Source organism: Undibacterium sp. Di27W (assembly GCF_049340345.1).
GTDB lineage: Bacteria > Pseudomonadota > Gammaproteobacteria > Burkholderiales > Burkholderiaceae_D > Undibacterium.
The window spans coordinates 224,049-237,680 of sequence record NZ_JBMPOS010000001.1; the positions used below are offsets into that span (position 1 = coordinate 224,049).

The window sequence follows — 13,632 nt, forward strand, 5'->3', positions numbered from 1 at the left end:
GTTGTTTTTGCCCCGCATGAATCTTCTTTGGGGCAAGTTTAAGCAGTTTTTTTAAGAGTGTTTACTCTAGATGGATAGTTTTAGCTATTCAGTAAATTGCGCAAATGACATACTAATATCAAGTTTTAGAACGCTCGTTCCATTTTATTTTGATGGTGTGAGGCTTTAATGACTTGCAAAAAAATACTTAACAGGAGACAACAATGCGTCAAATTCATGTAGCGCTGGGGCTGCTTTCTGCTGCCGTTTTATCGGCTTGCGGTGGCGGTGGTAGTGCTGGTCCAGTCATCGATAACACACCTGCCCGCGGCACTCTGGTCGCCAACCCACCCATCTTGGTACCTATTCCTCAAGCGAATGGCACTGCATTAACCAAGCTCGACCCAGTCGTCTTCAAGGCTTCTCTGGATGCTGCCAAGCCAGGTCTGACACAGCTCACGGGCGCGCCTAAGTGCGAAATCACTACTTATTACATGAAGTACACTACAGTCGGCGGTGCCAATGAGGCGACCGATGCGACTGGTGCCATCATGGTTCCATCCGGCAGCGATCCTGCCTGTAGCGGTCCACGCCCGGTGATCCTGTATGCCCATGGCACGACAGTGGAAAAATCCTTCAACATGGCCAACCTGCGCGACAATTCGGAAGCTGTTTTGCTGGCAGCCATGTACGCCGCTCAAGGTTTCATCGTGGTTGCACCTAACTATGCTGGTTACGATACATCGGCACTGACATATCATCCGTATCTGAATGCTGAGCAACAAGCCAATGATATGGTCGATTCCCTGCGTGCAGCACGCAAGGCTTTTGCGACTATTGGTGCGCAAGATTCTGGCAAGCTGGTGATTGGTGGCTATTCTCAGGGTGGTCACGTAGCGATGGCAACACAGCGCGCCATGCAAACCACTTATGCTTCCGAATTCAAGGTGAGCGCCCTGGCTGGCATGTCCGGTCCTTACGCCATGTCCTTGTTGGGTGACGCTACTTTTGCTGGTAGTCCGAATGCTGGCGGCACTGTATTTATCCCGCTGATCACCACTAGCTGGCAAAAATCTTACGGTGGCCTGTACTCCAGCCCGAACGAAGTCTATGAAGACAAATACGCTACTGGTATAGAAACACTGTTGCCAGGTGCTTTGACTTTCAATGACCTGTTCACTACTGGCAAGTTGCCTGCGTATGCGATGTTTGCCAAAGACTCTTTGCCTGGTCCATCTTCACCAGCATTTGGCGCCTTCTTTGGTGACGGTAACCTGGTGAAAACCAGCTATCGCAATACCTATCTGGCTGATGCACAGAAAAATCCTTGCAATGTCAATCCAGCAGATCCTTTGAACTGTACACCTGCCAATCCTTTCCGTAAGGCTGGCGTGAAGAATGACTTGCGTAACTATGTTCCTAATGTACCTGTGTTGTTGTGTGGTGGCGCCAATGATCCTACAGTGTTCTTTGCCAGCACGCAGGCAACAGCTGGCTTCTTCCTGGCCAAGGGTTTGCCAGCAGCAGCTTTGGCAGTATTGGACGTAGATAGTGCGCCAACCAGCGCGGCAGATCCATTTGCAGCAGCAAAAGTTGGCTTCGCCCAAAGCAAGGCAGCAGCTATCAGTGCAGCGATTGCAGCCAAGCAGGATCCGACTACAGCGGTAGCAAGCGTGTATCACGGTACCCTGGTTCCGCCGTTCTGCAATGCAGCGGCACGCGCCTTCTTCCAGCAAGTCTTGGCTAAATAAGAGAGGACGCCATCATGAAAAAAATTCATTTCGCCGTCAGCGCCTTGTTTGGTCTGGCATGTTTCTCGGCTCACGCCTATGACAATACTATTCGGGCAGGTGTTTTGAATGTGCAAGTACATTCAGAATCCCCTGACCTGACCAGCAATGGCCCAACTTTCCTGACGCCACAGCCAGCCGGCCTGATCGTCAGTAATGCAACAACTGTTGTCTTTGGTTATACCCGCCGTCTCAACGATCATTTTGATTTTGATTTCGTCGCTGGTATTCCCCCTGAGCATGAAGTAGTTGGTCGTGGCAATTTGGCACCTTATGGTGTTATTTCCAAGGTCAAACAACGTGCACCTACGTTTTTCATCAATTACAATTTTGGTGAGGCTACTAATGCCTGGCGTCCTTTCGTCGGACTTGGTCTGAACTACACCCAGTTCTTCGATGCAAAATCGACTGCTAACGGTAATATCGCCTCTGGTGGTCCGACCAAGATTGATTTGAAAGACTCTATAGGTTTGGCAGGACAGGTCGGTATCAATTACCACATTAATGATCGCTGGTCGGTCAGTGCTTCCATCGCGGCTGCCAAAGTCAAATCTGACATGACAGCGACGACCGGTAGTATTGAGCGTAAAACGACGATCGATTTTCGTCCTGTGGTCTATGGCGTAGCTGTGGGTTATAGCTTCTGATCATTCTTCTGTATGCCAAATAAAAAGGGTTCCAGCATATGCTGGAACCCTTTTTTTTGAAGAACTGACAAACTTTTTCTTCGCAAGAGTGATACGTGTAATATCACCAGCACGTCGGTATTCTTCTTTGCTGCAAGCCATCCACGCCAAGCGGCTCAAATTGAGCAGGCGTCACACTTTCCATGAATACCAGCTATGCAAACCCGCCGCCAGCTGCGTTGCAGCTCCTGATCGTGTATAGAGTACTGTCTTCGTTGCCACGTCTTGCCAGGGCAGTTTTGCATAAATCCTAATGAATTGAGTTCTGGATATTTTAATGAGTTACCCAGCGACTTATTCTGAAATGGTATATGATGACCGTCATGGAAAATAAATCATCTAAGCAAAAAAACCTTAGTCGCAAGGAAATTACGCACGAACGGATCGTTGAAGTTGCTGCGCGTGCAATACGACGTAGTGGCTATGATGGCACCGGTGTCGCTGACCTCATGAAGGAAGCCGGCTTGACACACGGCGGCTTCTATAGTCACTTTTCCTCACGCGAAGCATTGCTGGCTGAAGCGGCGGATAGAGCAGGTGCGGAAGCAGTGGCCGCTTCCGCCAGCATTGCCGCTGCGGTACCGCCAGAGCAGGCATTGCAAGCATTGGTAAGGGCGTATTTGTCGAAGGAACATTTCGAAAGCATAGAGACTGGTTGCCCGGTAAGTGCACTGGGTTCGGAGATGCCCCGGCAGGCACCGGAGGTGCGGCGTGCAGCTACCCGCCGTATCAAGGAGATGATAGACGTCGTTGCGCGTCAACTACCAAACTGGGGACAGCCAGGGGCGCATGAACAGGCACTGATGATGGTCGCTACCATGGTTGGTAGCATGCTGCTGGCACGGGCTGTTGATGACCTCAAGTTATCCGAAAGTTTTCTCGATGCGGCGCGGGAAAAGCTCATTTCAGCGGATAGCTGATTGAGGTAGATGTTTGGCAGCTCATGCTGGTTTTGTTTGCTTTAAAATATGATGAGCATCATATTTTGTGAAATTAAAGCCTTACTACGGCTAAATACATAATCTATATAGATTGGAGAATATGATGAGTAAAAAAATTGCGCTGGTGACAGGTGCCTCACAGGGCATAGGCGAAGCTACTGCCAGGAGCCTGGCAAAAGCTGGTTATAAGGTCTACGGCACCAGTCGCCGGGGAGCCGCAACGGGGCAACGATCCTACGAGATGCTGTCACTGGACGTGACCAGCGGAGTATCTGTAGAGGCGGCAATCGCTGAGGTCATACGTTTGAGTGGTCGTATAGACCTGCTTGTCAATAATGCCGGGATAGGGATCGCCCCTGCCGGGGCAGAAGAGGTTTCCATAGAGCAGGCTCAGGCGATTTTTGATACGAATTTTTTTGGAATCTTGAGGGTAACCCAGGCAGTCGTGCCTCATATGCGACGTCAGGGAGCGGGTCGCATCGTCAACATCGGCTCGGTATTGGGCTTTTTGCCCATGCCTTACGGAGCTTTGTACGCTGCCACCAAGCACGCAGTCGAAGCTTATTCCGAATCCCTGGACCATGAACTGCGCACCAGAGGTATCCGCGTCACAGTGATTGAGCCGGCATACACCAGGACAGCATTCGACGTGAACATGCTGGAACCAGACACCAAGATGGAGGAGTATCGCGAAATTCGGGACGCAGTGAATATTAGGATTAAAGAAGTAATGGAGGCAGCTGAAGGGCCTGAGGTCGTCGCTGAGGCGGTGTTGAAGGCTGCCAGCGTACAGCATCCCAAATTGCGTTACACCGCAGGCCGTCTGGCGAATCGCTTGCGCTTGTTGCGCACATTTGCGCCAGCTGCTCTGATGGATGCCGGGATACGTAGAGATCTGCGGCTAGAAGCTTAGACGCGATTTTTGTATCCTGGCTCTTGTTCAGGGGGGGCATGAGTCAGTTCAGAGGATATGTAAAGCATCCCGCGTCAGCAACTGACGGCCAGATTTTTGCGAGAAATTATTTTAAACAGATTGGAGTCATATTCATGATGAAAGCTTTTATTGTCGATCGATACCAAAAAAAGAGTGCGCTGCGAATTGGCCAAATGCCAGTTCCGGAAATACGGGAGGATGAAGTCCTGGTCCAGATCCATGCCGCTGCCGTCAATCTGCTGGATGCCAAGATACGGGATGGTGAATTTAAACTCATCCTGCCTTATCGCTTGCCACTCATTCTGGGCCATGATGCTGCAGGAGTAGTGGTCAAAATAGGTTCCAAAGTACGGCAGTTCAAGTTGGGCGATGAAGTTTATGCCCGGCCAGATGACTTCAGGATCGGTGCTTTTGCAGAATTCATCGCCATCAAGGAAGACTCGCTGGCGATGAAACCAGCATCTCTAAGCATGGAAGAGGCGGCCTCTATCCCGCTGGTAGGTTTAACTGCATGGCAAGCGCTGGTTGAGAAAGCAAATTTGAAGCAAGGGCAAAAGATATTCATCCAGGCCGGATCCGGTGGTGTGGGAACATTTGCGATTCAATTGGCGAAGCATCTGGGTGCATTCGTCGCCACCACAACCAGTACTGCGAATATTGATTTGGCGAAGCGTCTGGGTGCAGATGTTGTTATCGATTACAAGAAAGAGGATTTCGAAAAAATCCTGCAGGATTACGATGTTGTATTGAATAGCCAGGATGCACAGACGCTGGAAAAATCACTGCAAATACTAAAACCCGGAGGGAAACTCATTTCAATTTCTGGGCCACCGGACACAGCATTTGCGGAAGAAATTGGCGCTCCGTGGTTCGTGAGATTGATCATCCGCCTGCTGAGCTTTAGCGTCAGGAGGAAATCCATGCGTCGCAATATAAGCTACTCTTTCCTGTTCATGAAAGCGCACGGCAGGCAATTGCGTGAGATTACTTCTCTCATCGATGCCGGAGCTATCCGTCCAGTGATAGACAAGGTTTTTCCATTTGAAGCAAGTAACGAGGCTATGGCGTATGTCGAAAGTGGACGTGCAAAAGGTAAGGTCGTTATCAAGATCCGGTAGGGGGCAAGATCTGTTTGCAGGTGGAGTCAATTGCAGCTTATTTCCTGATTGCCGGGTCGACCTGCAGGTGTTTTGTATGGAGGCTAGGTCGGAGTGCAAAGCCCTCCCATTTGCATGTGAGGGCTTTGCATTTTGCATCGAAGCTGTCAAGGGGCTTGGTCTGGGTGAATCTGGCTAGGCGACCCTACCGGAATCCCTGCCCGAGCAGCTTGATCAACTGTGTTTCTTTTTGCTGGCCTTCAGGTTGGCAAGCAGGGTCTTGCCATGGCGTGCAGGCGCGACTGAGTGGTGGACAATTTTAGGTGTCTGTGCAGCATGGCGGCCACCTGCACTTGCCAGTATATTGGTCTGGTTTACCTGAGTGACAACTGGCGTTTGTATATGCAAGGTCTGGCCATGGGCAAGATTTTCACGCTTCAGATGGTTCCAGGTTTTTAATTCTGCAACACTGACGCGGAAGCGTTTGGCAATGCCAGCCAGGTTATCGTGTTTGCTAACTTTGTAACTGACTTGGCGGGTAGCCGTTTTCTCTATGACGATCTGGGCTTTCTCCGCGATTTCCAGCGAAATATCATGATCGGGTGTTTTGTCTGACTTGGGCACCAGCAGGGTGGAGCCAGCCTTGATCATCATTTTTGCCGGGATCAGATTTACCTCGCGCACAACCTCAGGCTTCAAACCCAATTTGCTGGCCAATGATTCTATGCGTTCAGTCTTTTGCACAGTATGGGCGGACCAGCTGGACAAAGGGCCTTGCCATTTGTTCAGGTTGGCTTTGTACAGGGCCGCATTATCAGTAGGAAGCAAGATCTTGGTACTGCTGCTGCCAGTAATCACAGGGCGGCTGAATTGCGGGTTCAGTGCCTTGAATTCATCGATGGAAAGCTCTGCCAGTTGTGCCGCAACCCTTACATCAATATCACGGGTTTTTTCCACGGTCACAAAGTAAGGCTGATTATCCAGCCTGGGCAGGGCCAGGTTGAATTGTTCAGGGTGGCCTATGATATTTTTAACGGCCTGCAATTTGGGCAGGTAATTTTTTGTTTCATTTGGCATATGCACGGACAGACTCTGGAAGTCTATCGGCAAGCCCAGTGCCTGTTGTTTCTTGATAGCGCGCTGGACTGAGCCCTCGCCCCAATTGTAGGCTGCCAGGGCCAGTTGCCAGTCGCCAAACATGCCATACAGCTTTTCCAGATAGTTCAAGGCAGCATCGGTGGAGTCAATGACGCCGCGTCTGTCATCCTTGAACATGGTTTGCTTGAGGTTGAAGTCACGACCTGTCGCTGCCATGAATTGCCACATGCCGGTTGCCTTGGCGGTGGAAATTGCTTGAGGATTGAAAGCGGATTCGATGAAAGGCAATAAAGCCAGTTCGGTGGGCATGCCACGTTTTTCCAGCTCTTCCACCACATGGTAGAGATAGCGGGAACCGCGCTGTACCGTGCGCAAAATATATTCTGTACGGGTGCCGTACCAGGCCAGCTGATTTGCTACCAGCTGGTTTTCCAGGTCGGGTATGGCATAACCTGCGCGCACTCTATCCCACAAATCTGTGGTCTTGTCAGTGTAATCAAAATTGGCGACGTCTGCAGGTAACTCTTGACTGGCAGCCTGACTGGCAGTTTGTGCTGCATTGGTAGTTTCTGGCGCGGATACGAGGGAAAAAACTGGGGGAAGAGCGTCAGCAAGACATATTTGTGGAGCCAGGCCAGCTAGTAGAGCGGCGGTCAATATGCTTGGGGTGCTTAGTCGGAATCGTTTCATAGGCAATGAATTGTCTAATCGACCATAGTCGACGTGGATTGCAGGATCGTGAGAGTGTACGCAAGTGCCGTTTGTAGCGTCAAGATAAATGTCATTTACATGACAAGTTTTACATCTGTTACATGGATATCCCTTTGGATTTTACTTTTCCTTTAATGGAAGTGAGGGTAAATACATTTAATTTTCATCAAAACCATTTGAATGTCGCGTAATAGCATCTAAATCTGGATTTTTATTGTGGCAAGAATATGCTGCTTTGTCATATGACAAGAATGAAAGCAGACTGGCGTTGCTCTTTGCTATATCTAAATTATCAATGCATATTGAAATACAATACGCTCTTCTTTTCTTATCTCCTGGATTTGATTTATGTACAGCACATTGAAGCCTTTGATAGTGGCAATTGCAAGCTTGAGCGCAGGCATGGCTGCGGCCGAAACGATCATCGATCATGTCCGTGGCTATACCCTGAAAGGGGCGCAGTTGCAGCAGTTTCAGGCCCTGGCATTTGATGATGCTGGCAAGATCATTGCCACTGGCAATTCTGCTGATCTGGCAGCCAGCTTGCCCAAAGCCAGACATATTGATGGCGGTGGTAAAACCTTGTTGCCAGGCATGATAGATGCACATGGCCATGTCTTCAGTTTGGGGGCAAGTCAGATGCAGCTCAGTTTGCGCACTACGGCCAATCTGGCTGCTGCGCAAAAGGCGATTGCTGATTATGCAGCTCGTTTTCCCTTGAACCAGTGGATCATCGGTGGTGAATGGAACCAGGCTAACTGGAAGCTGGGTCGTTTCCCGAATGCGCAAGAAATTGATGTCGTAGTCAAAGATCGCCCGGTCTGGTTATCCAGGGTAGATGGTCATGCTGGCTGGGCCAATAGCAAGGCCTTGCAACTGGCAGGTATTACAGAAAATACACCGGATCCGGTTGGCGGGAAAATAGAAAAAGATGCCCAGGGCAAACCCACTGGCATCCTCGTTGATGCTGCAATGCGCCTGGTCGATAATGTCGTGCCAACTGCATCGAATGCCGAGCAAAGAGCCGCCCTGGACCTGGCCTTGCTGGAGCTGGCCAAGGTCGGTGTGACTAGCGTGCATGACGCTGGTGTTTCTGAATCTGCCGACAAATTATTCCGTGAATATGCAGACCAGGGCAAGTTGACGACACGTATCTATGGCATGGTGCGTGGTACCGACGGATTTTTTGATCAAGTTTCGCAACAAGGCCCCTTGCTGACATATGGACATGATTTTTATTCTTTGCGTGCGGTCAAGCTGTTTGCTGATGGCGCGCTAGGCAGTCGTGGCGCGGCCTTGACGGCGCCGTATTCAGATGCGCCGCATACGCATGGCCTGCTGTTCAAGACTGCCGATGAGATGTATGCGATGATAGAAAAAGCCGCCAGCAAAGGCTATCAGGTCAATGTGCACGCCATCGGTGATGCTGGTAACCGTCAGATACTGGATGGCTTTGCCCGCTTGCCTGCGTCAGCATCTGCCAGCTTGCGTCACCGCATAGAGCATGCGCAGGTCGTGGCACTGGATGATATTCCTCGTTTCAAGCAACTGGGTATCTTGCCCTCCATGCAGCCTACCCATGCGACATCGGACATGAATATGGCAGAGGACAGGGTAGGGGTAGAGCGCATCAAGGGGGCTTATGCCTGGCGTAGTTTCCTTAAACAGGGTTCGCGCATTGCTTGTGGTTCTGACTTCCCTATAGAATCCCCTAATCCATTCTGGGGCATCCATGCAGCGGTTACCCGTCAGGATATGGCGGGCAAACCCGCACAAGGCTGGTATGCCAATCAAGCCATGACACTACAAGAAGCCTTGCGCTGCTTTACCGTTGACGCTGCCTATGCCGCACATCAGGAAAATACCCTGGGTACGCTGGAAGCAGGTAAATGGGCCGACTTTATCCTCATAGACCAGGATATGCTGAACATGCCTGCCACCGATATTTACAAGATTAAGGTCTTGCAAACCTGGGTAGCAGGTAAGCAGGTTTATTCAGCCACTAAATAAACTAAGTAAACTAAATAAGGCCTGCTTTCATGATGGCTGCAGTGCGGTTCACGCCGCCTGCAGCTGCAATTGTTTTTCCTGTATGGGCAAGTGCACCAATGCTGCTGCGACGGCCAGGGTGATATCGATATACCAGAGCAAATTGAAATTGCCGTTTGCCTCCAGCACCTTGCCACCCAGCCAGACTCCCAGGAAGCCACCTAGTTGATGCGTCAGCATGACGATGCCAAACAGGCTGGCCATATTTGCCGGGCCAAACAACTTGGCAACCAGGCCGGCAGTTGGCGGTACTGTGGACAGGAAAGTCAGCCCCATGATCGCGGCAAACATCAGTACAACAGTGCCAGTTTTAGGTGTCAGCAAAAACAGGGTGATGGCGATGGCACGTGTCGCATACAGCAAGGACAGCAATGATTTCATGCGCCATTTACCGACTGCCCAACCCATGGAGATACTGCCTATGATGTTGAACAAGCCCAGCATGGCCAGCGCCCAGCCACCAAATTCTGCAGGCAAGCCACACAGACTTATCACGCCTGGCAAATGGGTGGCGAGGAAAGCCACGTGGAAGCCACAGACAAAAAAGCCAGCCGCCAGCATCAGGTAACTGGGATTTTTCAGGGCAATAGCGATCGCTTTAGAAGTGCTGACAGGTGCTTGTCCTGCACTGGCGGTTTGCACGGGTTTGCCGCGCAACAGGTAGGCAGCGGGCAGAGCCAGCAAAACCAGTAAGCCCATGATCTGCATGGCATTATTCCAGCCATACAAACCCATGAGCGTGATGGCGATTGGCGCCATTAAAAACTGGCCAAAAGAACCACCTGCATTGACAATGCCAGTCGCAATGCCACGCTTTTCTGCCGGGATCATGCGGGTGGCGGTCGCCATCAACACAGCAGGCCCGGCCATGCCTGCACCGCCTGCCGCCAGCATGCCTATTGCAAAGATCAGGCCTGCCGTGGTCGTCATCAGCGGCGTGATGAAAGTACCTAATGCCACCAGCACGATACCGACGCACAAGACGCGCCCAGCACCCATTTTGTCTGCAAAAGCGCCAGCGAATGGCTGCGTCAGACCCCACCATAATTGCCCAAAGGCGAAAGCCAGGCTGATATTGCCTACTCCCAGGCCAGTGGAGGTATTCATGGGGCTGAGAAACAGCCCCATGCTTTGCCTGGTGCCCATGGTCAGGGCAAAAGTGCCAGCAGTGCCCAGCAATACCAGCCAGATGGCAGGGTATTTGTTCAATAGATTGTTCCTGGTATCCATATTGGTTTCCGTGTATGGGAGATTTGATTTTAAATGATGACCATCATGATTGTATATATTACGTTTATAATTTATGATGTCAAGAGAATTTATTAAGGAGTAGCGTCATGAAAGTCAGTCGAGAGCAGGCAAATGAAAATCGCCAGCGCATCCTGGATGTAGCTTCACAGCTATTTCGGGAGCGTGGCTATGATGGTGTCAGCGTGGTCGATCTGATGAAGGGAGCGGGCCTGACTCACGGTGGCTTTTATGGAAACTTTTCTTCCAAAGAAGACCTGATTGCGCAAACCTGCGCACTGAGTCTGGGTCGTTCGGCAGAGCGCTGGAAGAAGTGGCAGACAGAATCCCCGGATACTGCCTTGTCACGCATTGCCAATGATTACCTGTCTCCCGCGCACAGGGACAAGCCAGGCAGGGGTTGTGCCCTGGCGGCACTGGGCTCAGACATGGCCCGGCAAAACGAAACCGTGCGCAAAGCTGCCGATAAAGGTGCACATGATTTGATGGCTGTGCTGGCGGACTTGCTGCCTGGCGAGACGAAAGAAAAAAGAGAGGATAAGGCTATGCTGGCTTTGGCCAGTATGGTGGGGGCAGTCGTGCTGGCACGTGTGGCGGAGGATGAAGAATTTTCCCAGCGCATACTTGCTGTGGTTGCTGCTGCACTTGAAACGGCGAGCGATTAAATGCATTGATCGTAGGCTGTTGCAAATTGAGCGACTTGCAACAGCCAGCAAAAACTTAACCACCCATGCAGAATGCATTGAGTTTATTGCCATCCAGGTCGCGGAAATAAGCGGCATAAAAACCGCTGTCACCTCTTGGGCCTGGCGCACCTTCATCCTTGCCGCCCAGTTCAAGTGCTTTTTTATGTACAGCCTGAACTTGCTCTCTGGTTTTCATCACGAGGGCGACCATGTTGCCATTGCCTGGAGTGGCCGCTTCGCCATTATATGGTTTGATTATACTCAGCGCTGGATGCTTAGGGCTGGCTCCCCAGGTAATAAAATCTTCCAGATTTATCTGGCGCCGGGCACCAGCATCCGCGAGCAATGCATCGTAAAAAGCAGCGGCACGTTCGATATCATTTGTGCCTAGGGTAATGTAGCCTATCATCATGGTCTCCTTTATGCGTGGGTGATGAGTTGGCTATTTTGCCATGCTTTATTGATCGATTGCTATTCTTCATTTCTATGCAAATCAAATTGCAATGCCGCGAGTTTGGCATAGACCCCACCTTGCTCGACCAACGAGGCATGGGTGCCGGTTTCCACAATACGACCATGTTCCATGACGATGATACGGTTGGCACGCTGCACAGTAGCCAATCTGTGGGCAATGATGAGGGTAGTGCGGCCCTGCATGGCGACTTCCAGCGCACCTTGCACCAGGCGTTCAGATTCTGCATCCAGTGCGCTGGTGGCTTCATCCAGCAATAGCAATGGGGGATTTTTCAGCAGGGCGCGGGCAATGGCTATCCTTTGTTTTTGTCCACCAGACAAGCGCACGCCGCGTTCACCTAGGAAGGATAGATAGCCTTCCGGCAGCCTTTCTATGAACTCATGCGCGGCTGCCATTTTTGCCGCTGCTATCACTTCTGCATCACTGGCATCGGCACGGCCATAGCGTATATTCTCAAGAGCATTGGCTGAAAAGATGACGGTATCTTGCGGCACTACGCCTATCGCGCCACGCAGTTCATGCAAATTCAATTCGCGGATATTGATACCGTCCAGTGTGATCCTGCCCTGCTGCGGATCATAAAAACGTAGCAGCATCTGGAACAGCGTCGTCTTGCCCGCACCAGAAGAGCCAACGATGGCGACAGTTTCGCCAGGCTGTATATCCAGGTTCAGGTTCAGCAAGGCTGCAGTATTGGGGCGTGAAGGATAGTGAAATTCCAGACCCTGCAATGACAGCGCCGCCCCTCTGGGGTCATGCTCGGCACGAGTAGGCAAATTCAGTGCTTTTACTGGATTTTGTATCGGTGACTTGACCTCAATCAATTCCAGCAAACGCTCGGTTGCGCCGGCAGCACGCTGGGCGTCACCCATGACTTCAGACAGTGCACCAACAGCACCTGCAACGATGGATGCATACAAAATAAATTGACCCAGCTCACCACCACTCATACGACCTTGCATGACGGCATGCGCACCTAGCCACAAGACAAAAACAATCGCGCCAAAGATCAGCAAGATAGCCATGACTGTCAACAGTGAGCGGGCGCGTATGCGGCGCATGGCGGTTTTGAAAGCACCTTCCACTGTGCCAGAAAAACGTTGCGCCTCTATATGCTCATGGGTAAAGGCTTGCACGGTTGGCATGGCATTCAAAATTTCACCTGCAATTGCCGATGCATCGGCAATCCGATCTTGCGAATCACGCGACAGCGTGCGCACGCGTCGGCCAAACAGGATGATGGGCAAGACCACTACCGCCAGCATGACGATGATGATGGACGACAGTTTAGGGCTGGTAATGAATAGCATGACCAGGCCGCCAAGGAAAAGCAGGAAATTGCGCAAAGCCATCGAGATGCTGGTGCCCACCACGGTTTGTATCAGCGTGGTATCTGTCGTCAGGCGTGACAGCACTTCACCGGTTTGCGTGGTTTCAAAAAATTCCGGGCTTTGCGTGACCACATGCGAATACACGGCATTGCGTATATCGGCCGTCACTCTTTCACCCAGCCATGACACCATATAAAACCTGGCAGCCGTGGCGATGCCCAGTACGCAGGCCACCCCAAACAAGGCAATAAAGGTCAGGTCCACATGCTTGATACTGCGGTCACCAGCACCAAAACCCAGGTCTATCATCTGGCGGAAAGCATAAGGTATTGCCAGGGTGGCGCTGGCCGCAACCAGCAAAGCGATGCCAGCCAATACAAATTGCATCTTGTAGGGCGTGAGAAAGGGGAGCAGGCCTTTGAGGGTTTGCAAGCTGCTGCGCTGGGAAATGTCAGCGGCGGGAGAGGGGTTGGTCATGCGCAGTCCTAAAGGAGAGACAAACTAAGGGCAAGCATCGGCTAAGCCGCGGGCTAAACAATAACAAAAGATGTAGATGATGATGTGCAGGCGAATATCAATAGCCTGCAACAGTCTTTTTCCAGTGATA

General features: G+C 51.1%; 11 protein-coding genes. 7 read left to right on the top strand and 4 right to left on the bottom strand.

Features of this window, described 5'->3' with window-relative positions:
- Positions 1-203 precede the first annotated feature (203 nt).
- The 5 genes from ACO0LF_RS00940 (at position 204) to ACO0LF_RS00960 (ending at position 5,448) form a co-directional block, all read left to right on the top strand.
- Positions 204-1,730, top strand: a complete 1,527-nt coding sequence (locus ACO0LF_RS00940) for an alpha/beta hydrolase (protein ID WP_423011084.1) — start codon at positions 204-206, stop codon at positions 1,728-1,730.
- 14 nt (positions 1,731-1,744) lie between these two features.
- Complete coding sequence (locus tag ACO0LF_RS00945) at positions 1,745-2,416, top strand: OmpW/AlkL family protein (protein WP_423011086.1); 672 nt, start codon at positions 1,745-1,747, stop codon at positions 2,414-2,416.
- Positions 2,417-2,766: 350 nt separating this feature from the next.
- Entirely contained in the window at positions 2,767-3,375 is a 609-nt protein-coding gene (locus tag ACO0LF_RS00950) for a TetR/AcrR family transcriptional regulator (RefSeq protein WP_423011088.1), read from the top strand.
- A gap of 124 nt (positions 3,376-3,499) precedes the next feature.
- The gene (locus tag ACO0LF_RS00955; protein ID WP_423012403.1) at positions 3,500-4,309 is read left to right on the top strand and encodes an oxidoreductase; all 810 of its coding nucleotides are present in this window, start codon (positions 3,500-3,502) and stop codon (positions 4,307-4,309) included.
- A gap of 137 nt (positions 4,310-4,446) precedes the next feature.
- Positions 4,447-5,448: an NADP-dependent oxidoreductase gene (locus ACO0LF_RS00960; RefSeq protein ID WP_423012405.1), complete on the top strand. Its 1,002-nt coding sequence runs from the start codon at positions 4,447-4,449 to the stop codon at positions 5,446-5,448.
- A gap of 213 nt (positions 5,449-5,661) precedes the next feature.
- On the opposite strand, the gene ACO0LF_RS00965 is transcribed toward ACO0LF_RS00960, so the two are convergent.
- Positions 5,662-7,215 (bottom strand): transglycosylase SLT domain-containing protein, encoded by a 1,554-nt coding sequence (locus ACO0LF_RS00965; RefSeq protein WP_423011090.1) that lies wholly within the window; start codon positions 7,213-7,215, stop codon positions 5,662-5,664.
- A gap of 369 nt (positions 7,216-7,584) precedes the next feature.
- Here ACO0LF_RS00965 and ACO0LF_RS00970 point away from each other — a divergent pair, with 369 nt between their 5' ends.
- A complete protein-coding gene (locus ACO0LF_RS00970; protein WP_423011092.1) occupies positions 7,585-9,246 on the top strand; it encodes an amidohydrolase in 1,662 nt (553 codons plus the stop codon).
- Positions 9,247-9,294: 48 nt separating this feature from the next.
- On the opposite strand, the gene ACO0LF_RS00975 is transcribed toward ACO0LF_RS00970, so the two are convergent.
- Positions 9,295-10,515: an MFS transporter gene (locus ACO0LF_RS00975; RefSeq protein WP_423011094.1), complete on the bottom strand. Its 1,221-nt coding sequence runs from the start codon at positions 10,513-10,515 to the stop codon at positions 9,295-9,297.
- 107 nt (positions 10,516-10,622) lie between these two features.
- Here ACO0LF_RS00975 and ACO0LF_RS00980 point away from each other — a divergent pair, with 107 nt between their 5' ends.
- The gene (locus ACO0LF_RS00980) at positions 10,623-11,198 is read left to right on the top strand and encodes a TetR/AcrR family transcriptional regulator (protein ID WP_423011096.1); all 576 of its coding nucleotides are present in this window, start codon (positions 10,623-10,625) and stop codon (positions 11,196-11,198) included.
- Between the two features lie 55 nt (positions 11,199-11,253).
- Here the strand turns inward: ACO0LF_RS00980 and ACO0LF_RS00985 are convergent, their stop codons facing one another.
- Together ACO0LF_RS00985 and ACO0LF_RS00990 are read right to left on the bottom strand one after the other, a co-directional pair.
- The gene (locus ACO0LF_RS00985) at positions 11,254-11,631 is read right to left on the bottom strand and encodes a VOC family protein (protein ID WP_423011098.1); all 378 of its coding nucleotides are present in this window, start codon (positions 11,629-11,631) and stop codon (positions 11,254-11,256) included.
- A 59-nt stretch (positions 11,632-11,690) separates the two neighbouring features.
- Positions 11,691-13,502, bottom strand: coding sequence for an ABC transporter transmembrane domain-containing protein (locus tag ACO0LF_RS00990; protein ID WP_423011100.1), 1,812 nt, complete (start codon positions 13,500-13,502; stop codon positions 11,691-11,693).
- Positions 13,503-13,632: the final 130 nt, after the last annotated feature.

Bases quoted from the DNA above. Each gene is read 5' to 3' on its own strand.
- ACO0LF_RS00940 (WP_423011084.1), top strand. From the start codon at position 204: ATGCGTCAAATTCATGTAGCGCTGGGGCTGCTTTCTGCTGCCGTTTTA.
- ACO0LF_RS00945 (WP_423011086.1), top strand. From the start codon at position 1,745: ATGAAAAAAATTCATTTCGCCGTCAGCGCCTTGTTTGGTCTGGCATGT.
- ACO0LF_RS00950 (WP_423011088.1), top strand. From the start codon at position 2,767: ATGATGACCGTCATGGAAAATAAATCATCTAAGCAAAAAAACCTTAGT.
- ACO0LF_RS00955 (WP_423012403.1), top strand. From the start codon at position 3,500: ATGAGTAAAAAAATTGCGCTGGTGACAGGTGCCTCACAGGGCATAGGC.
- ACO0LF_RS00960 (WP_423012405.1), top strand. From the start codon at position 4,447: ATGAAAGCTTTTATTGTCGATCGATACCAAAAAAAGAGTGCGCTGCGA.
- ACO0LF_RS00965 (WP_423011090.1), bottom strand. From the start codon at position 7,215: ATGAAACGATTCCGACTAAGCACCCCAAGCATATTGACCGCCGCTCTA.
- ACO0LF_RS00970 (WP_423011092.1), top strand. From the start codon at position 7,585: ATGTACAGCACATTGAAGCCTTTGATAGTGGCAATTGCAAGCTTGAGC.
- ACO0LF_RS00975 (WP_423011094.1), bottom strand. From the start codon at position 10,515: ATGGATACCAGGAACAATCTATTGAACAAATACCCTGCCATCTGGCTG.
- ACO0LF_RS00980 (WP_423011096.1), top strand. From the start codon at position 10,623: ATGAAAGTCAGTCGAGAGCAGGCAAATGAAAATCGCCAGCGCATCCTG.
- ACO0LF_RS00985 (WP_423011098.1), bottom strand. From the start codon at position 11,631: ATGATGATAGGCTACATTACCCTAGGCACAAATGATATCGAACGTGCC.
- ACO0LF_RS00990 (WP_423011100.1), bottom strand. From the start codon at position 13,502: ATGACCAACCCCTCTCCCGCCGCTGACATTTCCCAGCGCAGCAGCTTG.